The sequence below is a fragment of the Spiribacter roseus genome, from assembly GCF_002813635.1.
GTDB lineage: Bacteria > Pseudomonadota > Gammaproteobacteria > Nitrococcales > Nitrococcaceae > Spiribacter > Spiribacter roseus.
The window spans coordinates 165575-189721 of record NZ_CP016382.1 but is presented as its reverse complement, the minus strand read 5'-3'; the positions used below and the strand labels follow the sequence as shown (position 1 = coordinate 189721).

At 69.0% G+C, this 24147-nt stretch carries 25 protein-coding genes; 11 read left to right on the top strand and 14 right to left on the bottom strand.

Annotated elements, in window-relative coordinates:
• Positions 1-34: 34 nt before the first annotated feature.
• Positions 35-673 (top strand): cAMP-activated global transcriptional regulator CRP, encoded by a 639-nt coding sequence (gene crp, locus BBH56_RS00965; RefSeq protein ID WP_144347144.1) that lies wholly within the window; start codon positions 35-37, stop codon positions 671-673.
• Here the strand turns inward: crp and trpC are convergent, their stop codons facing one another.
• From trpC to BBH56_RS00950, 3 genes are read right to left on the bottom strand one after another with little or no spacing between them, the layout of a single operon-like run.
• Positions 674-1480 carry an indole-3-glycerol phosphate synthase TrpC gene (trpC, locus tag BBH56_RS00960; protein WP_148121632.1) on the bottom strand — a complete coding sequence of 269 codons (807 nt, stop codon included), beginning with the start codon at positions 1478-1480 and terminating at the stop codon, positions 674-676.
• A complete protein-coding gene (gene trpD, locus BBH56_RS00955) occupies positions 1477-2505 on the bottom strand; it encodes an anthranilate phosphoribosyltransferase (RefSeq protein WP_148121631.1) in 1029 nt (342 codons plus the stop codon). The genes trpC and trpD overlap by 4 nt, the downstream gene beginning before the upstream one ends.
• Entirely contained in the window at positions 2462-3085 is a 624-nt protein-coding gene (locus tag BBH56_RS00950; RefSeq protein ID WP_148122698.1) for an anthranilate synthase component II, read from the bottom strand. Before BBH56_RS00950 ends, trpD begins: the two co-directional genes overlap by 44 nt.
• Before the next feature lie 183 nt (positions 3086-3268).
• On the opposite strand from BBH56_RS00950, the gene BBH56_RS00945 reads away from it, so the two are divergent.
• The 4 genes from BBH56_RS00945 to BBH56_RS00930 are packed head-to-tail and all read left to right on the top strand — an operon-like array spanning position 3269 to position 6096.
• A complete protein-coding gene (locus tag BBH56_RS00945; RefSeq protein WP_318262561.1) occupies positions 3269-4303 on the top strand; it encodes an ABC transporter substrate-binding protein in 1035 nt (344 codons plus the stop codon).
• Positions 4296-5060, top strand: coding sequence for an ABC transporter permease (locus BBH56_RS00940; RefSeq protein ID WP_235011832.1), 765 nt, complete (start codon positions 4296-4298; stop codon positions 5058-5060). The genes BBH56_RS00945 and BBH56_RS00940 overlap by 8 nt, the downstream gene beginning before the upstream one ends.
• A complete protein-coding gene (locus BBH56_RS00935; protein WP_148121628.1) occupies positions 5048-5800 on the top strand; it encodes an ABC transporter ATP-binding protein in 753 nt (250 codons plus the stop codon). Before BBH56_RS00940 ends, BBH56_RS00935 begins: the two co-directional genes overlap by 13 nt.
• Positions 5797-6096, top strand: coding sequence for a hypothetical protein (locus BBH56_RS00930; RefSeq protein ID WP_110882450.1), 300 nt, complete (start codon positions 5797-5799; stop codon positions 6094-6096). The genes BBH56_RS00935 and BBH56_RS00930 overlap by 4 nt, the downstream gene beginning before the upstream one ends.
• A 10-nt stretch (positions 6097-6106) precedes the next feature.
• Here BBH56_RS00930 and trpE read toward each other — a convergent pair whose 3' ends face one another.
• Genes trpE through moaB form a run of 5 tightly spaced genes read right to left on the bottom strand, consistent with a single transcriptional unit; the run spans position 6107 to position 10081 of the window.
• The gene (trpE, locus tag BBH56_RS00925; RefSeq protein ID WP_110882449.1) at positions 6107-7597 is read right to left on the bottom strand and encodes an anthranilate synthase component I; all 1491 of its coding nucleotides are present in this window, start codon (positions 7595-7597) and stop codon (positions 6107-6109) included.
• Positions 7594-8274 carry a phosphoglycolate phosphatase gene (locus tag BBH56_RS00920; protein WP_148121627.1) on the bottom strand — a complete coding sequence of 227 codons (681 nt, stop codon included), beginning with the start codon at positions 8272-8274 and terminating at the stop codon, positions 7594-7596. The genes trpE and BBH56_RS00920 overlap by 4 nt, the downstream gene beginning before the upstream one ends.
• Entirely contained in the window at positions 8271-8945 is a 675-nt protein-coding gene (gene rpe / locus BBH56_RS00915) for a ribulose-phosphate 3-epimerase (protein ID WP_110882447.1), read from the bottom strand. Before rpe ends, BBH56_RS00920 begins: the two co-directional genes overlap by 4 nt.
• 27 nt (positions 8946-8972) lie before the next feature.
• A complete protein-coding gene (locus BBH56_RS00910; RefSeq protein ID WP_148121626.1) occupies positions 8973-9572 on the bottom strand; it encodes a TetR/AcrR family transcriptional regulator in 600 nt (199 codons plus the stop codon).
• Positions 9569-10081, bottom strand: coding sequence for a molybdenum cofactor biosynthesis protein B (gene moaB / locus BBH56_RS00905; RefSeq protein ID WP_148121625.1), 513 nt, complete (start codon positions 10079-10081; stop codon positions 9569-9571). Before moaB ends, BBH56_RS00910 begins: the two co-directional genes overlap by 4 nt.
• 68 nt (positions 10082-10149) lie before the next feature.
• Here moaB and BBH56_RS00900 point away from each other — a divergent pair, with 68 nt between their 5' ends.
• Genes BBH56_RS00900 through BBH56_RS00885 form a run of 4 tightly spaced genes read left to right on the top strand, consistent with a single transcriptional unit; the run spans position 10150 to position 14787 of the window.
• Positions 10150-11436: an NAD(P)/FAD-dependent oxidoreductase gene (locus BBH56_RS00900; protein ID WP_148121624.1), complete on the top strand. Its 1287-nt coding sequence runs from the start codon at positions 10150-10152 to the stop codon at positions 11434-11436.
• Entirely contained in the window at positions 11433-12215 is a 783-nt protein-coding gene (locus BBH56_RS00895) for a DUF1365 domain-containing protein (protein WP_148121623.1), read from the top strand. Before BBH56_RS00900 ends, BBH56_RS00895 begins: the two co-directional genes overlap by 4 nt.
• Entirely contained in the window at positions 12212-13426 is a 1215-nt protein-coding gene (locus BBH56_RS00890) for an SAM-dependent methyltransferase (RefSeq protein WP_110882442.1), read from the top strand. Before BBH56_RS00895 ends, BBH56_RS00890 begins: the two co-directional genes overlap by 4 nt.
• Positions 13423-14787, top strand: a complete 1365-nt coding sequence (locus tag BBH56_RS00885) for an MFS transporter (RefSeq protein ID WP_318262560.1) — start codon at positions 13423-13425, stop codon at positions 14785-14787. The genes BBH56_RS00890 and BBH56_RS00885 overlap by 4 nt, the downstream gene beginning before the upstream one ends.
• On the opposite strand, the gene BBH56_RS00880 is transcribed toward BBH56_RS00885, so the two are convergent.
• Both BBH56_RS00880 and BBH56_RS00875 read right to left on the bottom strand, forming a co-directional pair.
• Positions 14724-15152, bottom strand: coding sequence for a nuclear transport factor 2 family protein (locus tag BBH56_RS00880; RefSeq protein ID WP_148121622.1), 429 nt, complete (start codon positions 15150-15152; stop codon positions 14724-14726). The two genes, BBH56_RS00885 and BBH56_RS00880, sit on opposite strands and share 64 nt — an antisense overlap.
• Complete coding sequence (locus BBH56_RS00875; protein ID WP_148121621.1) at positions 15149-15925, bottom strand: SDR family NAD(P)-dependent oxidoreductase; 777 nt, start codon at positions 15923-15925, stop codon at positions 15149-15151. Before BBH56_RS00875 ends, BBH56_RS00880 begins: the two co-directional genes overlap by 4 nt.
• Positions 15926-16022: 97 nt before the next feature.
• Between BBH56_RS00875 and BBH56_RS00870 the strand changes: the two genes are divergently transcribed.
• Both BBH56_RS00870 and BBH56_RS00865 read left to right on the top strand, forming a co-directional pair.
• Entirely contained in the window at positions 16023-17513 is a 1491-nt protein-coding gene (locus BBH56_RS00870; RefSeq protein ID WP_148121620.1) for a cryptochrome/photolyase family protein, read from the top strand.
• Position 17514: 1 nt separating this feature from the next.
• Complete coding sequence (locus BBH56_RS00865; RefSeq protein WP_148121619.1) at positions 17515-18411, top strand: phosphoribosylaminoimidazolesuccinocarboxamide synthase; 897 nt, start codon at positions 17515-17517, stop codon at positions 18409-18411.
• Here BBH56_RS00865 and pyk read toward each other — a convergent pair.
• Genes pyk through tkt form a run of 4 tightly spaced genes read right to left on the bottom strand, consistent with a single transcriptional unit; the run spans position 18392 to position 24043 of the window.
• Positions 18392-19834: a pyruvate kinase gene (pyk, locus tag BBH56_RS00860; RefSeq protein ID WP_148121618.1), complete on the bottom strand. Its 1443-nt coding sequence runs from the start codon at positions 19832-19834 to the stop codon at positions 18392-18394. The genes BBH56_RS00865 and pyk overlap by 20 nt on opposite strands.
• Positions 19835-19848: 14 nt before the next feature.
• Positions 19849-21018, bottom strand: a complete 1170-nt coding sequence (locus tag BBH56_RS00855; protein WP_148121617.1) for a phosphoglycerate kinase — start codon at positions 21016-21018, stop codon at positions 19849-19851.
• Positions 21018-22028, bottom strand: coding sequence for a type I glyceraldehyde-3-phosphate dehydrogenase (gene gap, locus BBH56_RS00850; RefSeq protein ID WP_110882435.1), 1011 nt, complete (start codon positions 22026-22028; stop codon positions 21018-21020). Before gap ends, BBH56_RS00855 begins: the two co-directional genes overlap by 1 nt.
• A gap of 14 nt (positions 22029-22042) precedes the next feature.
• A complete protein-coding gene (tkt, locus tag BBH56_RS00845; RefSeq protein WP_148121616.1) occupies positions 22043-24043 on the bottom strand; it encodes a transketolase in 2001 nt (666 codons plus the stop codon).
• Positions 24044-24147 lie beyond the last annotated feature (104 nt).

The window sequence follows — 24147 nt, the reverse complement described above, 5'->3', positions numbered from 1 at the left end:
GACCGATGCGATTCCAGGAAACAGGGAGGTTCCCATGTCACCGGCCAGCTACCGCTTTTTCCAGCGCCCATCGATCATCGAGCTGCTGCGCCACTGCGGCCGCAGCCGCTATCGACCCCATTCCACGCTGATCCATCAGGGCTCGAGCAGCGACCGGCTGTTCCTGCTGCTGAGCGGATCGGTGAGCGTGCTCGAGGAAGAGCCCGACGGGCGGGAGCTGATTCTGGCCTATCTCAACCCGGGAGATTTCATCGGCGAGATGGGGCTTTTCCTGGAGGCGCCGCAGCGCAGCGCCTGGATCCGTACCCGCACCACCTGTGAGTTCGCCGAGATCAGCTATGCCGGTTTTGCGCGGGTGCAGGCCGAGCATGCCATTGTGCTGCAGCCGCTGATCGAGCAGATCTCGAGCCGGCTGCGCGACACCAACCGCCGGTTCCGCTCACTGGCCTTCGAGGACGTCCGCGGCCGGGTGCTCGCCACGCTCCACGACCTCGCCCGCCAGCCCGATGCCATGACCCACCCGGCGGGCATGCAGCTGAAGATCACCCGCATCGAGCTCGGCCGGCTGGTGGGCTGCTCGCGGGAGATGGTCGGCCGGGTGCTGCGCGACATGGAGGCCGATGATCTGATCTCGGCCCGCGGCAGGACCATCGTGGTGCACGAGGCGCGCTGATCAGCCGAACAGCGCGGCCAGCTGATCACCGGGGGAATCGGCCCGCATGAAGGCCTCCCCCACCAGGAAGGCGTCGATGCCCCGCGCACGCATGGCGCTGACATCGTCGCGGTGATGAATGCCGCTCTCGGTCACCAGCCGCACGTGGTCGGGGACGGCGGGCGCCAGTCGGGCGGTGGTCTCCAGGGTGGTCTCGAAGGTGCGCAGGTCGCGGTTGTTGATGCCGATCAGGTCCGTGTCCAGCGCCAGCGCCCGATCCAGCTCGGCGGCATCATGCACCTCCACCAGCACATCCATGCCCAGCGCCCGGGCCTGGTCGTGGAGCCCGCGCAGTCGCGCGTCATCCAGCGCGGCCACGATCAGCAGGATGCAGTCCGCACCCAGGACCCGGGCCTCGAGCACCTGGTAGTCATCGAACAGGAAATCCTTGCGGATCACCGGGCAGCGGCAGGCGGCGCGGGCCTGCTCGAGATGCGCGTCCGCGCCCTGGAAGAACGCCGATTCGGTGAGTACCGACAGGCAGGCCGCACCGCCGTGCTCGTAGCTGCGGGCGATGGCGGCGGGGTCGAAGGCCTCGCGCAGCACCCCCTTGCTGGGCGAGGCCTTCTTGACCTCGGCGATCACCCCCGCATGGCCGGCGCCGATGCGCGCCTCGAGGGCCGCGCGAAAACCCCGCACCGGCGGTGCCTCGCCCAGCCGGGCCTCAAGCGCCGTGGCACTGACCTGGCGCTGGCGCTCGGTCACCGACTCGGCCTTGCGGGCCATGATCCGGCGCAGGATATCGGGGGTATCCGGGCCAGCGCTCATGGCGTTGCCCCCAGTCGCTGGCTGGTGGCGATGAACCGGTCGAAACGGGTCCGCACTTCGCCACTCGCAAGCAGCCCGCGGGCATGGGCCACGGCGTCGCCAAGGTGGTCGGCAAGGCCCGCCACATGGATGGCCGCACCGGCATTCAGCGCGAGTAGATCCGCCGCCGGACCGGGCAGGCCGTCAAAGATCGCCTTGATCACCTCGAGGCTGCGCTCCGCGGAATCCACCCGCAGCGACTCGAGCGAAGCCGACTCCAGGCCGAAGTCCTCGGGACGGATCGTGTATTCACGTACCTCGCCGTTGCGCAGTTCCGCCACCCGGGTGGGGGCGGCGATGCTGATCTCATCAAGACCGTCTTCCGAATGCACCACCATCACCCGCTCGCTGCCCAGGGTGCGCAGCACTTCGGCGATGGGCCGCACCCAGGCGGCGTCATAGACGCCCAGCAGTTGATTGGGAGCGCCCGCGGGGTTGGTGAGGGGTCCCAGCAGGTTGAACAGGGTGCGCACGCCCATCTCGCGGCGCGGGCCGATGGCATGGCGCATGGCCTGGTGGTGCTGCGGGGCGAAGATGAACCCCACGCCCTCGGTGTCGATGCACTCGGCCACGGCCGCGGGCTCCAGATCGAGACGCGCCCCGGCGATCTGCAGCAGATCGGCACTGCCCGAGGCGCTCGAGACCGAGCGGTTGCCGTGCTTGGCCACCCGACCGCCGGCCGCCGCCACCACAAACGCGGTAGCCGTGGAGATATTGAACGTGCCGCGGGCGTCGCCGCCGGTGCCGCAGGTGTCCACCAGATGGGTGCGATCCACTTCGACCCGCATGGCCAGCTCGCGCATCACCGCCGCCGCCGCGGCGATCTCGGTGACCGTCTCGCCCTTCATCCCCAGACCGATCAGAAACCCGCCGATCTGTGCCCCCGTGGCCTCGCCGGTCATGATCCGCTGCATGACCGCGGTCATTTCGGCGTGGTCAAGATCAGCGCGGGCCATCACCCGTCGGATCGCCGCCTGCATCTCCATGCTGACTCCTTAGAAAGTTGCGCAATAGATCGTGCCCGGTGCGGGTGAGGATGGACTCGGGATGGAACTGCACCCCTTCGACATCCAGCTCGCGGTGGCGCACGCCCATGATCTCCTCGCGATCGCCGTTGGCATGTTCGGTCCATGCCGTCACCTCGAGGCAGGCCGGCAGGGTCGCCGCCTCAAGCACCAGCGAGTGATAGCGGGTGGCCTCGAGCGGGTTGGGCAGCCCGGCGAACACCCCCTGATCGCGGTGATGCACCCACGAGGTCTTGCCATGCATCACGGTCTGGGCGCGGATCACCGCCCCGCCAAACGCCTGGCCGATGGCCTGATGGCCCAGACAGACCCCCAGGATCGGCAGCCGCCCGGCAAAGCGCTCGACCACCGCCATGGAGACGCCCGCTTCGTCAGGCGTGCAGGGCCCCGGCGACAGGACGATGCGCTCGGGCTGCAGGCGCTCGATGGTCGCCAGATCGATGGCGTCGTTGCGATAGACCTCGACATCCGCGCCCAGCTCGCCCAGATACTGGACCAGGTTGTAGGTGAACGAGTCGTAGTTGTCGATCATCAAGAGCATGGCGTTCGCTCACATGGCTGGCACTGACTGACACCCGACAGGATAACCCGGATGGGCCCCGGCGCGAGTCCCAGGGCGGCGGGAATATGGATATTCCAGTTCGTTATTTAACGCGGAGTGCTCAGACTGAGTAAGCTTTGGGGTTTGATCAGCGATGGAACCCGTATGTCTGCCCACCAGCGCTTGAACCGTTCGACCCGCAACCCACTGATCGCCCTCGCCCTGGGGGCGGTGCTGGCACTGACGGCGGCCGCCCCCCGGGCCGAGTCGCCGGTGACCCTCGAGGTGGGCTACATGCCGATCCTGCCGGTGGCGCAGCTGTTCGTGCTCGAGGAAGCGGGCTGGGCGGACGAGGCGGGGCTGGATCTGTCCCTGACCCGTTTTGGGAGTGGACCGGCCATGGTCCAGGCCCTCGCCTCGGGCGAGCTCGATGTCATGGTGTTCGGCATTGGCCCGGCCATGGTCAGCCGCAGCCGCGATATCCCCATCCAAGTGCTGGCCGCGAGCATTCAGGAGCAGATCGGGCTGATGGCCACCGGGGAACTGGCCGAGGCCTTCGCCGATGAACCCGATGATGCCGCGGCGGCGTTCGAGCTGTTCGAGGAACGCACCGGCAGCCGCCCGCGCATCGCCACCTTTCCCCAGGGCTCGGTCCCGGACACGGTCCTGCGCCACTGGCTGATCGAGGAACTGGACGTGGGCGTTGATGCCGTCGAGATCCTGCCCATGGGCGCCGACCGGGTTCAGCAGGCGCTGCTCGCCGGCGCCGTGGACGGGGCGTCGACGCTTGAGCCGATCCTGACCACGGTGCGCGAGCGGGTGGATGGCGCGCGGGTGGTGGCCACCGCCGGCGACATGCTGCCCGGCCAGCCCGGCGCGGTGCTGGCGGCGCGGGAGTCGGTGATCGCCAACGAGCGCGAGGCCCTGATCCGCCTGCTGGCCCTGCATGAGCGCGCCACACGGCAGCTCAACGACCAGCCCACCGAGGTCGCGCCCTACGTGCGCGAGTTCGTGGGCAAGCGCCTGATCCCGCTGGCCACCGTTGAGCGCGCCCTGCAGTCGCCGGCGTCCAACTACGTCGCCGATCCGGCCGCCATCCGCGAGGGCACCCGCCGGATGCATGACTTCCAGATCCGCCAGGGCAGCCTGGTCAAGCCGGTCGATCTTTCGGCGCTTTTCAACGACACGCTCTACGAGGCGGCGACCGACGGTGATTGACGCCGGACCCCGTGGCAGGCGGCTGGTCGCGAGCGCGGCGGGACTCGCCGGGTTCCTGCTGCTGTGGGAGGGCATCCTGCGGCTGGGACTGCTCCCGAATACTCTGGTGCCGCTGCCCTCAGCGATCCCCGGCGTGCTCGCCCAGGAGATCCGTGACGGCATCTGGCAGACCATGGTGGTCTCGAGCCTGCAGCACTACGGGATTGGTCTGCTGCTGGGCTCGAGCCTGGGCATTGCGGTGGGCATGAGTGCGGCGATGTTCCCCGCCTTTGATGCGGTGCATGCCTGGCTGGCGCGGCTGCTGCGCCCGATCCCGCCACTCGCCTGGATCCCGTTCGCCATCATCTGGTTTGGCATCACCCCGACCGCGGCGGCGTTTATCATCAGCATCGGTGTGTTCTGGATCAACTACTTCGCCAGTTACAGCGCGGTGGATGCCATTGACCCGGGTTATCAGGAGCTTGCCGCGGCTTTCGGGCAGAACCAGCCGCTGGTGCGGCTGCGCAAGATCACCCTGCCCGCCGCGGCGCCCGGCATCCTCGGCGGGCTGCGTGCCGGCCTGGGCCAGGGCTGGATGACGGTGGTGGCCGCGGAGCTGTTCGGCATCACCGGCATCGGTCAGCGCATGATGGAAGCCTCGAGCCTGCTCGCCACCGACATCGTGGTGGTCTACATGCTGACCATCGCCGGTCTCTATGCCCTGGTGGACGCGGTGTTCGTCATGCTGCAGCGACGGATCCTGCAATGGCAGTACTGAGCGCCGAGCAGCTGGCCGTGGGCTTCGGCGACGCCCCGGTCCTCGAGGGGGTCGATCTGACGCTTCAGGCCCAGGGGCTGATCGCCATCGTCGGGCCCTCGGGGGTAGGCAAATCGACGCTGCTGCGCGCCCTCGCCGGCCTGCTGCCGCCACTGGCCGGCCGCATCGAGCGGCCCCGTCACGCGCCGCGCAAGGCCCGCGACAGCGCCATGGTGTTCCAGTCGCCGCGCCTGCTGCCGTGGCGGCGTGTCCTCGGCAACGTCGAGCTGGGGCTGGAGAACCTCGGCGTGCCACGCGCCGAGCGCCAGTCACGCGCCCGTCACCACCTCGAGCAGGTCGGCCTGGGCGAGTTCCTCCATCGCTGGCCCCACCATCTGTCGGGCGGTCAGCAGCAGCGCGTCGGCCTGGCCCGGGCGCTGGCGGTCCAGCCGCGGGTGCTGTTCATGGACGAGCCCTTCTCGGCCCTTGATGCGATGACCCGCGGGCGGCTGCAGCAGGCGCTGATCGCCCTGCGCCGCCAGACCACGGCCGCCATCGTGTTCGTCACCCACGACATCGAGGAGGCCACCCTGCTGAGCGACCGCATCATGGTGCTTGGCCACGCCGGCTCCCGTCAGCCGGCGCGGGTCCGGGCGCTGCTTGAGGTGGATCTGCCGCTGGATGAGCGCCGCGATGATCCCGGCTTCCGCCGGACCGTCCACGAGGTCGAGCGCCTGATCGGCGAAGGGGCCGCGCCATGACCGACCGGGTGATCTTTCATGCGCCGACCGCCGGGTCGCTGGCCCGGGCGCGCCGCAATCTGCTCAATTTCAGGGCCATGGCGCCGGCGGCGGAGCTGCGCATCATCGCCAACGCGGCGGCGGTGGCAGCGGCGCTGGAACACCCCGACCCCGACACCGACGCGCAGCTGGTGCTCTGCCGCACGAGCCTGACCCGTCAGGGCCTGAACAATGACGCCGGCGTGGCCGAGACCGATTCAGCGGTGGTGGCGATCGCCCGTCTGCAGCAGGCGGGCTGGCAGTACATCCGCGCCTAGCCGGGGACGTTCAGCGCGGCTCGAGCCCCGCCTCGGCCATGGCCACCGCCCGGAACAGCGCCCGGCCCTTGTTCACCGTCTCCTCCCACTCGGCCTGGGGGTCGGAGTCGTGGACGACGCCGCCACCGGCCTGCACATGCACGCGTCCATCCTTGATCACCGCGGTGCGGATGGCGATGGCCGTGTCCATGTTGCCCGACCACGACAGATACCCCACCGCGCCGCCATAGACCCCGCGCTTGACCGGCTCGACCTCGTCGATGATCTCCATCGCGCGGATCTTGGGCGCACCGCTGAGGGTGCCCGCCGGGTGGGTCGCGCGCAGCAGATCCATGGGCCCCAGGCCCTCGCGCAGCCGCCCGGTGACGTTCGAGACGATGTGCATGACATGGCTGTAGCGCTCGATGGTCATGCGGTCGGTCAGCCGCACGCTGCCCAGTTCGCTGACCCGGCCGATGTCGTTGCGGCCCAGATCGATCAGCATCAGGTGTTCGGCGCGCTCCTTGGGATCGGCCAGCAGTTCGGTCTCGAGGGCGCGGTCCTCTTCAGCGGTGGCGCCGCGCCGGCGGGTGCCGGCGATGGGGCGCACCGTCGCCTCGCCGTCCTCGAGCCGGGCGAGGATTTCCGGCGACGAGCCCACCACCTGGAAGTCGCCAAAGTCCAGAAAGAACAGATACGGCGACGGGTTGGTGCCGCGCAGCGCACGGTACAGATCCAGCGGCCGGCCATGGTAGTCGGCGCTCATGCGCCGTGACGGCACCACCTGCATGCAGTCGCCGTCGATGATGTACTGCCGGATGCGCTCGACGATGGCCTCGTAGTCGTCGCGGCCAATGGACGAGTCGAAATCCTCCTCGGCGACCACCCGCGGCGTCGCCGGGGCGGCGTCCTGCAGGGTCCGGGTGCGCAGCTGCGTGGCCAGCCCGTCGAGCCGCGCCTCGCCGCGGGCCAGGCCGTCGGCCTCGGCGGGATCGATGTTGACCACCACATAGAGCCGGCCGGCGAGGTTGTCGAACACCAGCACCTCCTCGGACTCCATGAGCAGGATGTCGGGCACGCCCAGCGGATCCGGGTTGGGACACTCGGCGAGCCGCGGCTCGATATAGCGGATCGTGTCGTAGCCGAAGTAGCCCACCAGCCCACCGATGAAACGCGGCAGTCCCGGCAGGCCCTCGGGCGGTGCGGCGCGCACGGCGCGGTGCCGGTGCTCGACCCACTCCAGGGGATCATCGACGGTCTGGGTGGCGGTGCACTCGCCGTTCTCCCAGGTCTCGATGCGGTGACCGTGGATGCGGTACTGGCGCTGGCAGGGCAGCCCGATGATCGAATAGCGCCCCCACTTCTCGCCGCCCTGGACCGATTCGAACAGATAGCTGCCGGCATCGGCGGCCAGCTTGAGATAGGTGGAAAGCGGCGTCTCGAGGTCGGCGAGCAGCTCGCGCACCAGCGGCACGCGGTTGAAACCGTGCTGGCGGTGCTCGGCGATGGTGTCCTGGTTCATGATGCGTTCGTGAGCCCTGTTGCGAGCTGGTCGATGGTCAGCGTCATCGCCGCTGGGTGATCGGCGAAGATAGCATCGTCGCCGGGATAACCGTAAGGCACCCGCACCAGCGGCATGCCCGCCGCCGCGGCGGCCCCCTGGTCAGCAGCGGAATCACCCACATACAGGCAGTCGCCGACGGCCACCCCAAGCTGATCGGCGGCATGGATCAGGGGCGCGGGGTCGGGCTTTTTGACCCCCAGCGTGTCGCCGCTGACCGTCGCCGCGAAATACCCGGCGATGCCCAGCGCCTCGAGCAGCGGCCCGGTGAACGCCGCCGGCTTGTTGGTGACCACCGCCATCGGGCGGCCCAGCGCCCGGAGGCGATCAAGCCCGTCGCGGACTCCGGGGTACAGCTGACTGCGATCGCACAGACAGTCGTGGTAGTGGACGAAAAACCGCGCCAGCGCGGCCTCGGTTTCCGGCGGCTCGGCATCAATGTCGCGTCGACCCGCGATCGCCCGGGCCACCAGCCGGCGGGCGCCATCACCAATCCACTGCCGCACCCGGGTCTCGCTCAGCGCGGCATGGCCCAGATCGGCGAGGCTGTGGTTGACCGCGGTGGCCAGATCCGGGGCGCTGTCCACCAGCGTGCCGTCAAGGTCGAACAGCAGGCCGCCGGCTTGCAGCGGCTTCATGACGCCGCCCGGGCGGCCCGCTGGCGCAGGGTGTCGATCACCGCGGCATAGTCCGGCTGGCCGAAGATCGCCGAGCCGGCGACCACGGTATCGGCACCTGCGGCGACCACCGCTTCGATGTTATCCGGGCCGACACCGCCGTCCACCTCCAGGCGAATCGGGCGCGATTGCGCATCAATCAGCGCCCGGGCCTCGCGCAGCTTCTCGAGGGTGACCGGCAGGAACTGCTGGCCGCCGAACCCGGGGTTCACCGACATCAGCAGGATCAGGTCGACCTTGTCGATGACATAGCGCAGGGCATCCAGCGGGGTCGCGGGGTTGAACACCAGCCCGGTCTGGCAGCCCTGGTCGCGGATCAGCTGCAGGCTGCGGTCGACATGCGCCGAGGCCTCGGGGTGAAAGCTGATCAGGTCGGCGCCGGCGGCGGCGAAGTCGGGGATGATGCGATCCACCGGACTGACCATCAGGTGGACATCGATGGGCGCCTTGATGCCATGCCGGCGCAGGGCCTGGCAGACCACCGGCCCAAAGCTCAGGTTGGGCACGTAGTGGTTGTCCATGACATCAAAGTGGACCCAGTCGGCACCGGCGCGGATCACCTGGTCCACCTCGTCGCCCAGACGGGCGAGGTCGGCGGCGAGGATCGAGGGGGCGATAATCAGATCATTCATGGCCGGGAATGCTAGCAGAAGCCGGGCCTAGACGCTGCTGCCCGCGAGGTTGGCCAGCAGCGCCCGGCGGACGGCCGCAAAGTCGCCACGACCGTGCAGCCGGGCCAGCTGCAGACCGCCCTGGGCGGCCGCCATCACCACCCGGGCCTGATCGCGGGCCGAGCCCGGAAACTCCAGCGTGCCGGCCCTGCGCCCGGCGTCCAGGGTGGCCGCCAGCCATTCGAGCAGATCGTCGCGCAGGCCCTCGGCCTCGGCGCAGGCACCGGCGGGCAGGCTGGCGTACTCCACCGCCGCCACCCCCAGCGGGCAGACGCGCTGGTCATCGAGGTGGCGGGCCTCCAGGTCCAGAAACCGCTCGATCTGCTCGCTGGCCTCCAGCGGGCTCGCGCTCATCTGCTGGCACCACCTGACGAGGTCCTCGCGATACTGGCGAAATAGCGCGGTGGCGAGATCCGCCTTGGCCGGAAAGTGATAGTGAATGGCGCTGCTGCCCACCTCCAGCGCCTCGGCCAGCTGGCCAAAGCTGAAGCCGTGATAGCCGCGGGTCTGCAGCCATTCACCGGCGAGACGCAGAATCCGCCGCCGCATTTCGCCACGCGGGCGGGCCTGGGGCGGCGTCCCGCTCACAGTCCCAGCGCCAGTTCCGCCAGGTTGCAGGGGCGGTGGGTAACATCGAGCTGCTCGCTGAGCAGTCCCGACCAGCCATCCCGGCAGGCGCCGGTCGAGCCCGGCAGCGCCACCACCAGGGTGCGGTTGGCGATACCGGCCAGCGCCCGCGACTGCAGCGTCGAGCTGCCGACGCTGGCGTGGGAGAGCTGTCGAAACCGCTCGCCAAAGCCGGGGATGGTGCGATCGAACAGCACCTCGATGGCCTCCGGGGTCACGTCCCGCTGCGAAAACCCGGTCCCGCCGGTGCAGATCACCGCGTGAACGCCGGGATCGGCGATCCACGCCGAGACCACGGCACGAATGGCGTAGCGGTCGTCGGTGACGATCCGGTGGTCGGCGATTCGATGGCCATCGGCCGCCGCCAGCTCGCGCAGGGTCTGCCCGGATCGGTCGTCCGCCACGGTGCGCGTGTCGGAGACCGTCAGCACCGCCACACTGAGCGGGGTGAATTCACGGGGTTCGGTCACGGTCTACTCCGGTGTCTTCCGGCCAAAGGCTGTAGAATATAGCGCTTCAGACAACAGTGAGTCATTGCATGCAATCTCGGAGAATCGCGGTGGTGGGGAGCGGCGTTGCGGGCATCAGCGCCGCCTGGATGCTCTCGCAACGCTATGAGGTGACGCTTTTCGAGGCCTCGGACCGGCTCGGCGGCCACAGCCATACGGTGGACTGCGACCTGCCGGAGGGCCGGGTGCCGGTGGATACCGGCTTCATCGTCTATAACGAGCCCAACTACCCGCAGCTGAAGGCGCTGTTCGAGCATCTCGCGGTGGCGACCCTTGACTCGAACATGTCGTTCGCCTTCGCCGCCCGCGATATCGACCTGGAATATGCCGGCAGCGGGCTCGGCACCCTGTTCGCCCAGCGCCGCAATCTGATCCGCCCGCGTTTTCTGGGCATGGTGCGCGACATCCTGCGCTTTAACAAAGCCGCCCACGAGCGCCTGACGGACGGTACCCGCGGCGATGACATCAGCCTGGGCGCGCTGCTCGACGAGCTGGGCATGGGCGAGGCGTTCCGGCGCTACTATCTGCTGCCCATGAGTGCCGCGATCTGGTCCTGCCCGCAGGACGTGATGCTGGCCTTTCCGGCGCGCTCGTTTCTGCAGTTTTTCTACAACCACGGCCTGATCCAGCTCAAGGACCGGCCGCAGTGGCGGACCGTAGCGGGTGGCAGCCGCGAATACCTCGAGCGCCTGCGTCCGGCCATCGCGCATATCCACACCGGGACCCCCGTGGGCTCGGTCCAGCGCACGGACGCGGGGGTGCGCCTGGCAGGCCCCGGTGGCGACCTGGGTACCTTCGATGAGGTGGTGCTGGCCGCGCACGGCGACCAGAGCCTGGCCATGCTCGATGCCCCGCGCGATGACGAGGCGCGGCTGCTAAGTGCGTTCCGCTACCAGATGAACGAGGCGTTTCTGCATACCGATGCGCAGCTGATGCCCCGACGCCGCGCCGTCTGGTCATCGTGGAACCATCTGACCACTGAAAGCGTCGACGGGACACGACCCGTTTCCGTGACCTACTGGATGAACCGACTGCAATCCCTGCCCACTGACACCGATGTCTTCGTGACGCTGAACCCGCTCGAGACCCCGCGGCCGGCGAGCGTCATCCAGCAACAGACCTACGACCATCCGGTGTTCGACCGCGATGCCATCGCCGCACAGGCCGGACTGGGCAACCTCCAGGGCAATGATCGGCTCTGGTACTGCGGCAGCTACCATGGCTATGGTTTCCACGAAGACGCCCTCGCCAGCGCGGTGCGGGTGGCCGAGCGCCTCGGCGCCCCCGCGCCCTGGCAGCGAGACGCGGTGGCATGAGCGCCGACGACGCGCTCACCCTGTATGCCGGCCGGCTCTTCCACGAGCGCCGCATCGCCCCGTTGTACCGGTTCCGCTATCGGGTGTTCAGCCTGTTGCTGGATATCGACCGGCTGGATGAGGCGGACCGGCGCCATCGGCTGTTCTCGTATAACCGCTTCAACCTGATCGGGTTCCGCGACCGCGATCACGGGCCCAAGGATGGCTCGCCGCTGCGGCCCTGGATTGACGCGCGGCTGGCCGAGGCGGGCATCGACCTCGCGGGCGGGCGCGTGCAGCTGCTGTGCTACCCGCGGGTCCTGGGGTATGTCTTCAATCCCCTGTCACTGTGGTACTGCCGGCACGCCGACGGCAGCCTGCGCGCGGTGCTGGCCGAGGTGCGGAACACCTTCGGTGAATGGCATGGCTACCTCATCCACGACCAGGGCGCGGCGCTGTCCGAGCGCCTGCACGACCGCGCCCACAAGGTTTTCCATGTCTCGCCGTTCCTGCCGCGGAACGGTCACTACCGCTTCCGCCTTCAGGCGCCGGGCGAGCGCTATGGCGCCACCGTGAACTGGCACAGCGCCGAGCAGCCCGAGACACCGGCGCTGATCGCGGTACAGACCGGTGAGCGCCGGCGGGGCGGCGATCTGGGCTTGCTCCGCATCGCCGTGACGGTACCCTTGATGACCCTGAAAGTGATCACTGCCATTCACTGGCAGGCCCTGAAAATCTGGCTCCGGGGCGGACGTTTCCACCGCAGACCGGCGCCGCCGGATTCGGAGATCAGTCAATGACGAGTCAGCAGCAATCGATGATCGATCTGCCGTCGCCGCTGCCGCTTGCCGGCCGCATCCTGCTGGGGTGGTTCGCGCGCCTGCGCCGCGGCCGCATGGAAGGCCGGATGCCCAACGGCGACGCCTTCGTCATCCAGGGCGGCGAGGCGGGGCCCACGGGCACGCTGCGGCTGCACCGCCCGGCGCGGATGGTGGCCCGCATCGCCACCCGCGGCTCGGTGGGCTTTGCCGAAAGCTACATGGCCGGCGAGTGGTCCAGCCCCGACACCGCGCATCTGCTCGAGCTCATGCTGGTCAACGAGGACGCCTTCCAGCAGCGCATGGAACCGTCCTGGCTGCACCGTCTGCGTCTGTCGCTGCACCACCGCGGGCGGCGCAACACCCAGCGCGGGAGCCGGCGCAACATCGCCGCGCACTATGACCTGGGCAACGAGTTCTACCGCCACTGGCTTGACGAGACCATGACCTATTCCGCGGCGATCTTCGATCACCCGGGGCAGTCCCTCGCCGAGGCCCAGCGCAACAAATACGACCAGCTCCTCGACACCCTGGGCGCGCAGCCCGGCGAGCATATCCTCGAGATCGGCTGCGGCTGGGGCGGGTTCGCGATGGCGGCGGCGCGGCGTGGCATCAAGGTCACCGGCCTGACGCTGTCCACCGAACAGCTCGCCTGGGCGCGGCGCCAGATCGCCGAGGCGGGCCTCGCGGAATGGGTCGACCTGCGGCTCGAGGACTATCGCGACACCCGCGGGCGGTTTGATCACGCGGTCTCCATCGAGATGCTCGAGGCGGTGGGCGAAGACTACTGGCCGGCCTATTTCCGCATGCTCCACGACCGGGTCCGGCCCGGGGGGCGGATCGGCCTGCACGGCATCACCATCGCCGAGGATCGGTTCGAGGACTATCGCCGGCGGCCGGACTTCATCCAGCGGTACATCTTTCCCGGCGGCATGCTGCCCACCCCGCAGCGGCTGGCCGAGGAGAGCAACCGCGGCGGACTGGCGGTGGTCGAGTCCACCGGCCTCGGCCAGCACTATGCCACCACCCTGCTGCAGTGGGACGCGCGCTTCGTCCAGGCCCTCCCGCAGATCCGGCAGCTGGGCTTTGATGATCACTTCATCAACATGTGGCGTTACTACCTGGCCTACTGCTACGCGGGGTTCCGCACCGGCAGCATCGACGTCAAGCGCCTGCTGCTGCGCCGGCCGTGAGCCTGAGCCGCGGCCAGATCCTGACCTACGGGCTGCCGGCCGTGCCGCTGGCGGTCATGGGCGTTCCCATGTACGTCTTCCTGCCGGGCTTCTACGGCGAAACCCTGGGTCTGGCGGCGGTGGGCGCCGCGCTGTTGCTGGCGCGCCTGTGGGATGTGGTTACCGACCCGCTCATCGGCAGTCTGGGCGATCGTCTGCAGACGCGCTGGGGGCGGCGTCGGCCGCTGATCGCCGCGGGCCTGCCGATCCTGCTGGTCAGCGCCTGGGCGCTGTTCCGCCCGCCCGAGGCCGTGGGCCTGGGTTACCTGCTGGGCTGGGGGTTGGCCGCCTATCTGGGCTGGACGCTGATGTCGCTGCCCTACACCGCCTGGGGCGCAGAGCTGTCCGAGGACTATGACCAGCGCGCCAGCCTGACCGCCAGCCGCGAGGGCTTCATGCTGGCCGGCACGCTGCTGGCCATCGCCTGGCCGACCCTGGTGGGGGCCGGCCGCGCCGATGCCGAAACCCTCTCCGGGCTTGCCTGGCTGCTGGTCCTGCTGCTGCCGCCGGTGGTGGCACTGGCCCTCTGGCGGGTGCCGGAGTATCGGCTGACCGCCCACTCGGTCGGCTGGCGCGAGGGCTGGCAGCTGCTGCGCCACAACCGCCCGTTCCTGCGGCTGCTGGCCGCCTATGTCATGAATGGCCTGGCCAACGGGCTGCCCGCATCGCTGTTCACGCTGTTTGTCATCCATGTCCTGCGCGCCGAGGCCTGGACCGGACCGCTGCTGCTGGTCTACTTCGTGGTCGGGATCGCGGCGCTGCCGGGCTGGCTGTGGCTGTCGCGGCGCATTGGCAAGCACCGCGCCTGGGCGCTGTCGATGCTCTGGACGTCACTGATCTTTGCGGCGGTGCCGTTTCTGGGGCCGGGGGATACCACCGCGTTTCTGATCATCTGCCTGCTCTCGGGCGTGGGCGTGGCGGTGGATATGGCCCTGCCGGCGGCCATCCAGGCCGATCTGGTGGACATCGATACCGCCGCCGGCGGCGGCCGGCGCACGGGGCTGTATTTTGGGATCTGGAACATGGCCACCAAGCTGGCCCTGGCGCTGGCGGTGGGCATCGCCTTCCCGCTGCTGGAGTGGTTCGGGTTTGATGCAACCCGGGTCGAAGATCGCGACGGCACCTTCGCCCTGGCGCTTTTCTATGGCGCCGTGCCCATCGGCTTCAAGCTGGCGGCGACGGCGCTGATGTGGCGTTTTCCCCACGACCGGCGTGCCCAGGTGGCGACGCGGGCGCGGATGCACGATACCCAACAGGCCTATGCGTCCACCGACAGCCGGGCACGCAGCCAGCGCATCAGCCCACCCAGCACCGGGAACTGATCATAGAGCTCGCCGGCGGCGTCCCAGTAATCAATGTGCTCGCGCACCCGGCCATCTTCGGCCAGCACCACCCGCGAGACGCCATCGATGGGGCGGCGGTCGTGACGGTCACGCTTGAGGCGAAAATGAAAGCGCCAGCGCAGATAGCCCGTCGCCCCCTCACCCACGGTTTCCAGCACCTCGAAGCGGGCGGCCGCGCAGTTGGCATACATATGCTCGAACACCGCCCGGATCCCCGCCAGGCCCTCGACTTCATTGAAGGGATCACGAAACCGCGCGTTCTCGACGAACACCGCGTCCAGCCGATCCAGATCCGCCGGCTGCATCGCGGCAAAGAACGCGCCATAGCGCTCGAGGGCCGTCACGACTGCACCATGCGCCGGGTCAGCGCAAAGTAGAGCTTGTAGGGCAGCAGCCGCAGCAGCTTGAGGGTGTAGCCGAAGCGCTTGGGAAAGACGATCTCGAAGCCGGCGTCATCGATCTCGTCGTGGATATACTCCGCGGCGCGCTCGGCGGAAATCAGCTGCGGCATATGGAAGCGGTTTTTCTCGGTCAGGCGGGTTTTGACGAACCCCGCGTTGATCACCCGCAGGGTCACGCCGGTACCCTCGAGCGCCGGGCGCAGGGACTCGGCCATGTTGAGCACCGCCGCCTTGCTGGCACCGTAGGGCGCCGCCTGCGGCAGCCCGCGATAGGCGGACAGGCTGGCGGTCACCAGAATCTGGCCGCGGCCGCGCGGCCGCATCCGCGCCAGCGCCGCCCCCACGCCATTGACGGTGCCTAGGTAATTAACCTCGGCCAGGCGCCGGAAAACCGCCGGGTCAAAGTCGTCGAGGGGCATCGGGTCGTAGTCACCGGCGTTGAGGATCAGCGTATCGATCTCGCCCACCTCGGCTTCCACGGCGTCGAACACCTGCTCGCAGGCCGCCGGATCGGTGACATCCAGCGGATAGGGATGCAGTCGCCCGGCGATATCGGGGTGCGCCTCGCCAATCGCCCGCAGGGCGGCCTCGCGGCGGGCGCTGACCACCACCTGCCAGCCATCCCGCGCCAGTCTGATGGCGAGCGCCTCGCCAATGCCGGCACTCGCGCCGGTGATGAGGGCGACGCGGCCCCCCTCGGTTGTTGCTGCGGTCATGCTTTTCCTGTGCCCCCGGTTGGACGGTTGAGTACAATTATGGGCTCAGACAGCCACGGCTGGCCAACGACTCCACCCAACCAGAGGATGCCGCGCCATGCACCCTGCCCTGTACTGGATCCGCCGGGACCTGCGCCTTGCCGATAACCCGGCCCTGCACGCCGCCGCCCGGTCGGGTCGACCGGTGGTCCCGGTGTATGTGCATGCCCCGGACGAGGCCGGTGCCTGGGCGCCGGGCGGTGCCAGCCAGTGGTGGCTGCATCACAGCCTGCAGGCACTGGCTGAAGCGCTTGCCGGTCACGGCCTGACGCTGATCATCCGCCACGGCGACAGCCTTGCGGCACTGACCGAGCTGATCGCCGAGACCGGCGCGACGGCGGTGCACTGGAACCGGCTCTATGAACCGGCCCGGGTACAGAGTGATATCCGTGTCAAGCAGGCCCTCAAGGCGAACGGGATCGAGGCGCACAGCCATAACGCCGCCCTGCTGCACGAACCCTGGACCATCCAGACCGGCAGCGGCGGCGATTACAAGGCCTTCACGCCCTTCTGGCGGGCCTGCCGGCGCCAGCAGCCTGAACCACCAGCACCGCTGCCGATCCCGGCGGCGCTCACGGCGCCGGCCGGCGCCGACGCCCTGCCCGGCGCGGTGGACCCGGGTCGCGGCCGCACCGCCGCCCTCGACGCACTGGGCCTGCTGCCCCGGGTGGACTGGGCGGAGGGCCTGCGCGCCACCTGGCAGCCCGGCGAGGCGGGCGCCGGGCAACGCCTGAGCGCCTTCCTGGATCAGGCCCTCGCCGGGTATCACGACGGCCGCGAGCAACCCGCCGTGGCCGGCACCTCGCGACTCTCGCCACACCTGCATCACGGTGAAATCGGCCCGCGCCAGGTCTGGCAGGCGGTTCAGATCCGGCTCGCGGAGCACGGCAGCGCAGACGGCCGCGGCGAGAGCGCCGAGACGTTTCTCTCGGAGATCGGCTGGCGCGAGTTCGCCCAGCATGTGCTCTATCATCACCCGGCCTTTCCCGATGAGCCGCTCAACCCGCAGTTCGCGGCATTCCCTTGGCAGGATGACCCCGGCGATCAGCTACTGGGCGCGTGGCAGCGCGGCGAGACCGGCATCCCGCTGGTGGATGCCGGCATGCGCGAGCTCTATGCCACCGGCTGGATGCACAATCGTGTCCGCATGGTGGTGGGCTCGTTCCTGGTCAAGAACCTGCGCCTGCCCTGGCAGGCCGGCGAGGCCTGGTTCTGGGACACGCTGGTGGATGCGGATCTGGCCAGCAACAGCCTGGGCTGGCAGTGGGTGGCGGGCAGCGGCGCCGATGCCGCGCCGTTTTTCCGGGTGTTCAACCCGATCCGTCAGGGCGAGCGCTTCGACGCCGAGGGCGCCTATGTGGCCCGGTGGCTGCCGGCCCTCGCCGGGCTGCCGGCCAAACACCGTCACGCCCCGTGGCAGGCCCCGGCAGCGGCGCTGGCGGCGGCCGGGGTTACGCTGGGGATCGATTACCCACATCCGCTGGTCGACCTGAAGGAAAGCCGTCAGGCCGCCCTCGCCGCGTTCGAGCAGATCAAGAAAGGAGCCTGAAGTGCCCCCCGAGCGCCTCTATCAAAGTGAACTCAAAAGCCTTGAGCTGCTGCAGCGGGGCAAGGTCCGTGACGTCTATGCGGTGGACGACCGCACCCTGCTGGTAGTGACCACCGATCGCCTGTCGGCGTTTGATGTGGTGCTGCCCGACCCGATCCCTGGCAAGGGCGCGGTACTCAACCGCCTGTCGGCCTTCTGGTTCGAGCGGCTGGCTGGCCGCCTGCCGGATCAGCGCCTGGATCTGCCCCTCGAGGCGGTGCTGAGCGACCCGGCGGAGCGCGAGGCCGTGGCCGGCCGGGCGAGTCTGGTCAGGCGCGTCCAGCCGCTATCCTTCGAGGCCATTGCCCGCGGCTATCTGATCGGCTCTGGCTGGAAGGACTATCAGGCCACCGGCCAGCTCTGCGGCCTACGCCTGCCGGCCGGCCTGCGCCAGGCTGATCGTCTGCCCGAGCCGCTGTTCACCCCCTCGACCAAGGCCGAGGTGGGCGATCACGACGAGAACGTGGGCTTTGAGGCGGTGGTCGAGGCCCTGGGCCGGGATCTGGCCGAGCGGCTGCGGCGGATCACCCTGGCGCTCTACACCGAGGCGGCCGAGCACGCCCGCCGGCAGGGGCTGATCATCGCCGACACCAAGTTCGAGTTCGGCCTCGACAGCGCCGGCGATCTGGTCTGGATTGATGAGGCCCTGACCCCCGACTCAAGCCGCTTCTGGCCGGCCAGCGAGTACCGCCCGGGCAGCTCGCCGCCGAGCTTTGACAAGCAGTACATCCGCGATTACCTGGAGACCCTGGACTGGGACAAGACCGCGCCGGCCCCCACCCTGCCGGCCACCGTCATCGAGCGCACGGCGGCCAAGTACCAGGAGGCGGAGGCCCGGCTCAGCGGACGATCTCGCTGACCTTGACCACCTTCATGGCGTTGGTGCCGCCCTGCTCACCGGCCAGATCGCCCTTGGTGATCACCACCAGATCGTCATCGCCGACCGCGCCCAGGCCCTTGAGCTCGGCCACCGCCTCGCGGTTGACCGCATCATGCTCGCGCTGGGTGGGATCGAAGCGGATCGGATTTACGCCGCGGTAAAGGGTCACCTTGCGCCGCGTGCGGGGCTGCTCCGAGAGGGCGTAGATCGGGATGTCGGTGCCGATGCGCGACATCCACATCGCCGTGGCGCCGGACTCGGTCAGGGCCGCGATGGCCTTCGCGCCCAGGCTGTTGGCGGTGGTGATGGCGGTCTTGGCGATCGCCTCGTCGATGCGGTCGAAGTGCACGCCGGGTTTCAGTCCACCCGACGGCCGCGTCTCGTCGGCATAGGTCTCGGCCCCGATGCAGACCCGGGACATGGCGCCGACCGTCTCGGCCGGGTACTGCCCCATGGCGGTTTCCTCGGACAGCATCACCGCGTCGGTCCCGTCGAGCACCGCATTGGCCACGTCCAGCACCTCGGCCCGGGTGGGCATGGGGCTGTCGACCATGGACTGCATCATCTGGGTGGCGGTGATCACCACACAGTCCCGCTCGCGGGCCATGCGCATGATGCGCTTCTGCACGCCGGGCAGTTCGGCATCACCGATCTCCACGGCCAGATCACCGCGGGCGATCATCACCGCATCGGCGGCCTCCATGATCTCATCGAGGGCCTCGACCGCCTCGTGGCGCTCGATCTTGGCGACGATGCCCCCGTGGCCTCCGGCCTCGCGCAGCAGTGCCCGCGCCTCGTCGATGTCCGCGCCGTCGCGGGGGAAGGACACGGCCATGTAGTCGGCCTCGAGCTCGGCGGCCAGCTTGATGTCGACCCGGTCCTTGTCGGTGAGCGCACGCACTGACAGCCCCCCGCCCAGGCGGTTGATGCCCTTGCGGTCGCCGAGCGTGCCGCCCACCGTCACCCGGGTGTGGATGCGGGTGCCCTCGATGCGCTCGACCTCGAGCCGGATCAGGCCATCGGCCAGCAGCAGGATGTCGCCCGGGGCCACGTCGGTGGGCAGCCCGGCGTAGGCCACGCCCACCCCCTCGGCAGTGCCGGCATCGCCATCAAGCTGCGGGTCCAGGAAAAACGCCGCGCCTTCATCAAGCTCGACCGATCCGCCGGCAAAACGCTCCACCCGGATCTTGGGGCCCTGCAGGTCGCAGAGCATGCCCACCACCCGGCCGGCATCGCGGGCGGTCCGCCGCAGTGTCTGCTCGCGCGCCCGGTGCTCGTCATGATCGCCATGCGAGAGGTTCATGCGCACGACATCGACGCCGGCGTCGACGATCCCCCGCAGCGCCTCCTCGTCGGTGGTCGCCGGTCCCAGCGTTGCCACGATTTTGGTTTGACGGCTCATCGTCGATTGTCTCCCTATCGATCCAGCACGGCCACGGCAGGCAGCTCACGACCCTCGAGAAACTCGAGGAAGGCGCCACCGCCGGTGGAAATATATGAAATGCGATCCTCGACGCCGTATCGGGCCACGGCGGCCAGCGTGTCGCCGCCGCCGGCGATGGAAAACGCCCGCGAGTCGGCGATCGCCTCGGCGAGCGCCCGGGTACCGGCACTGAACGCGTCGATCTCGAACACCCCCACGGGCCCGTTCCAGACCACCGTGCCCGCCTGGCGCAGGCGATCGGCATAGGCGGCCGCCGTCTTCGGCCCCACATCCAGGATCATTTCGTGATCCTCGACGGCGTCCACCGCACGCACCCGCGCTTCGGCGCTGTCACTGACCTCGTCGGCGACGATCACGTCCTCGGGGATGGGGATCTCGCCGCCGGCGGCGCGGGCACGGGCCATCAGCGTACGGGCGGTGTCGACGAAGTCCGCTTCGATCAGTGACTTGCCCACCGGGTGGCCGGCGGCGGCGATGAAGGTATTGGCGATGCCGCCGCCCACGATCAGCTGATCGACCCGCTCGCTGAGCTGATCCAGCACGGTCACCTTGCTCGAGACCTTCGAGCCGCCGATGATCGCCACCAGCGGCCGGTCCGGTGACTTCAGCGCCTTGCCCAGCGCCTCGAGCTCGGCGGCCAGCAGCGGCCCGGCCACGGCATCGGGCGCGAAGCGCGCGACGCCATGGGTCGAGGCCTGAGCGCGATGGGCGGTGCCGAAGGCGTCCATGACGAACAGGTCACAGAGCGCGGCCATCCGCCGCGACAGGGCCTCGTCGTTGTCGGTCTCGCCGGCGTTGAAGCGCACGTTCTCGCAGAGCACGATCCCGCCCGGCGCCGGCACGGTGTCGCCCTCCAGCCAGTCCCGCACCACCGGCACGGGGCAGTCCAGCAGCTCGCCCAGCCGCGCGGCCACCGGCGCCATCGAGGCCTCGGGGTCAAAGGCCCCGGCCTTGGGACGGCCAAGATGGCTCATCACCATGACCCGGGCGCCGGCGTCCATCAGCCGCCGCAGGGTGGGCAGCGCGGCCCGCAGCCGGGCCTCATCGCCGATCCGCCCGTCCTTGATCGGCACGTTCAGATCCTCGCGGACCAGCACCCGCTGGCCGTCGAGGGTGACATCATCGAGGGTGCGGACCGCCATTATTTGGCCTTCATCATGGCCAGTGCGGTATCGAGCATCCGGTTGGAGAAGCCCCACTCGTTGTCATACCAGGCACAGGCCTTGACCAGCCGGCCGCTGACCTTGGTCAGGGTGGCGTCAAAGGTCGAGGAATGCGCGTCGTGGTTGAAGTCCACCGACACATAGGGCCCGTCGCTGTACGCCAGCACGCCCTTGAGCGCCCCCTCGCTGGCCTCGCGGACCACGCGGTTGACCTCGTCGACATCGGTATCCCGCGAGGCGATGAACGACAGATCCACGCTCGAGACGTTGATGGTCGGCACGCGCATGGCGTAGCCATCCAGCCGGCCGTCGAGCTCAGGCAGCACCAGGCCGACCATGGCCGCGGCACCGGTCTTGGTGGGGATCTGCGACATGGTCGCGCTGCGCGCCCGGCGCAGATCCTTGTGGTAGACGTCGGTGAGGACCTGATCGTTGGTGTAGGCGTGAATGGTGGTCATCAGCCCCTGCTCGATACCGATGGCATCATTCAGCGGCTTGACCAGCGGCGCCAGGCAGTTGGTGGTGCACGAAGCATTGGAGACCACCTGATGGTCGGCGCGCAGCACGTCGTGGTTGACGCCGAACACCACCGAGGCGTCGACGTCGCTACCGCCGGGCGCGGAGATCAGCACCTTGCGCGCACCCGCCTGCAGATGCGCCGAGGCCTTCTCCTTGCTGGCGAACAGCCCGGTGCACTCCATGACCACATCGACCCCCAGTTCGCCCCAGGGCAGCTGGGCCGGATCGCGCTCGGCCATCACCCGGATCTCGTCACCGTTGACGACCAGGTTGCCGTTGCTGACCTCGACCGTGCCCGGGAAGCGGCCGTGGGCCGTATCAACGCGGGTCAGGTGGGCGTTGGTCTCGGCATCGCCCAGGTCGTTGATGGCCACGACGCGGATCTCATCGCTGCGGCCGTTTTCGTAGAGTGCCCGCAGCACGTTACGGCCGATGCGGCCATAACCGTTGATTCCTACCTTGATCGCCATGCTTCGAACTCCTGTTATTGCTCTAATTGCTGCTCAAGCGCGCTGACCACGGCATCGGTGGTCAGCCCCATGTGTTCATAGACCCTATCACCCGGCGCCGATGCGCCGAACTGACGCAGTCCGACCAGTCCCACGTCGTGGCGCACCAGCGCCCGCCAGCTGTCGGGCTGTGCCGCTTCCACCGCCGCCCGGGCCTGGATGGCCGCCGGCAGGACCGATTCGCGATAGGCGGCGGGCTGCGCCAGAAACCGCTCGAGGCACGGCACCGAGACCACGCGGATGGCATGTCCCCGGGCCTCGAGGGCGTCGGCCGCGTCCATGGCCATGCCCACCTCCGAGCCACTGGCCATGATGATGCCCTGGGGCTCGACCGCCGGCTCGCGCAGTATATACCCGCCCCGGCGGATGCCTTCGATCTCATCGTTCTGACGCGACTGGTGGGGCAGTTTCTGTCGCGACAGCGCCATCGCGCTGGGCCCATCGCTGCGGGTCAGCGCCATCTGCCAGGCCACGGCGGTTTCGGTGAGATCGCAGGGCCGCCAGACATCCAGATTGGGGATCAGGCGCAGGGCGGGGAGCTGCTCGATGGGCTGATGGGTGGGCCCGTCCTCGCCCAGACCGATGGAGTCGTGGGTGTAGACCAGGATGCTGCGCACCCCCATCAGCGCCGCCATGCGCACCGCGTTGCGGGCATAATCGGAGAACACCAGGAACGTCCCGGCGTAGGGGATGAGCCCGCCATGCAGCGCCATGCCATTCATGATCGCGGTCATGCCGAACTCGCGCACCCCGTAGAACAGGTAATTGCCGCCCGGGTCCTCGGCGCTCACCGCCGAGCAGTCCTTCCACCAGGTGTTGTTTGAGCCGGTGAGATCGGCGGAGCCACCGGTGAGCTCGGGCAGATGCGGGCCAAAGCCGTTGAGCACCGCCTGCGAGTGCTTGCGGCTGGCATCGTCGCCGCCCTCGGCCTGGGCCTTCTCGATGAAGGCCTGGGCATGCGCGGCGAAGGTCGAGGGCAGCTCGCCGGCCATCCGGCGCTCGAAATCGGCGGCCAGTTCGGGATGCGCTTCGCGGTAGGCGGCCAGCGTCTGGCGCCACTGCGCCTCGGCGGCGTTGCCGCGGGCACGGGCGTCCCAGCGATCGTAGATGCTGTCGGGGATCTCGAAGGGTGGGTGATCCCAGCCCAGGAACTCCCGACTGGCCTGGATCTCGTCATCGCCCAGGGGCGCACCGTGCACGCCATGGGTGCCACAGACATTGGGAGCACCGAAGCCGATGGTGGTCTTGGCACAGATCAGCGACGGCCGGTCGGTGACCGTGCGGGCGGTCTCGATGGCGGCGCGCACCGCCTCGGCATCATGGCCGTCCACCGCTTCGACCACATGCCAGCCGTAGGCACGGAACCGCGCCGGGGTGTCGTCGGTAAACCACTGCCGCACCTTGCCGTCGATGGAGATGCCGTTGTCGTCGTACACCGCCACCAGCTTGCCCAGCCCCAGCGTGCCGGCCAGCGAGCAGGCCTCGTGGGAGATCCCCTCCATCAGGCAGCCGTCGCCGAGGAAGCAGTAGGTGAAGTGGTCCACCAGCGGATGACCGGGCCGATTGAACTGCCCTGCAAGGATGTGTTCGGCAAGCGCCATGCCCACCGCGTTGGCCAGCCCCTGACCCAGCGGGCCGGTGGTGGTCTCAACGCCCGGGGTGTCGCCCACCTCGGGATGGCCGGGGGTACCCGAGTCGAGCTGGCGGAACTGCCGCAGCGCCTCCATGGGGACGTCATAGCCGGTCAGGTGCAGCAGCGAGTAGACCAGCATCGAACCGTGGCCGTTGGACATCACGAACCGGTCGCGGTTGGGCCAGTGCGGGTTGGCGGGGTTGTGCCGCAGGAAATCGTTCCATAGCACTTCGGCGATGTCGGCCATGCCCATCGGGGCGCCGGGATGCCCCGACTGGGCGGCCTGGACGGCGTCCATAGACAGGGCGCGGATGGCGTTCGCGAGCTCGCGGCGGGTGGTCATGGGGCGGAGTCTCCGGCGCAGGGGCGGTGGATGAAAGGCGTCAATTCTCCAGAACTTCCCGCACGCAGGCAACCGACGGTACACTCTGGCGCTAATACGCGTGT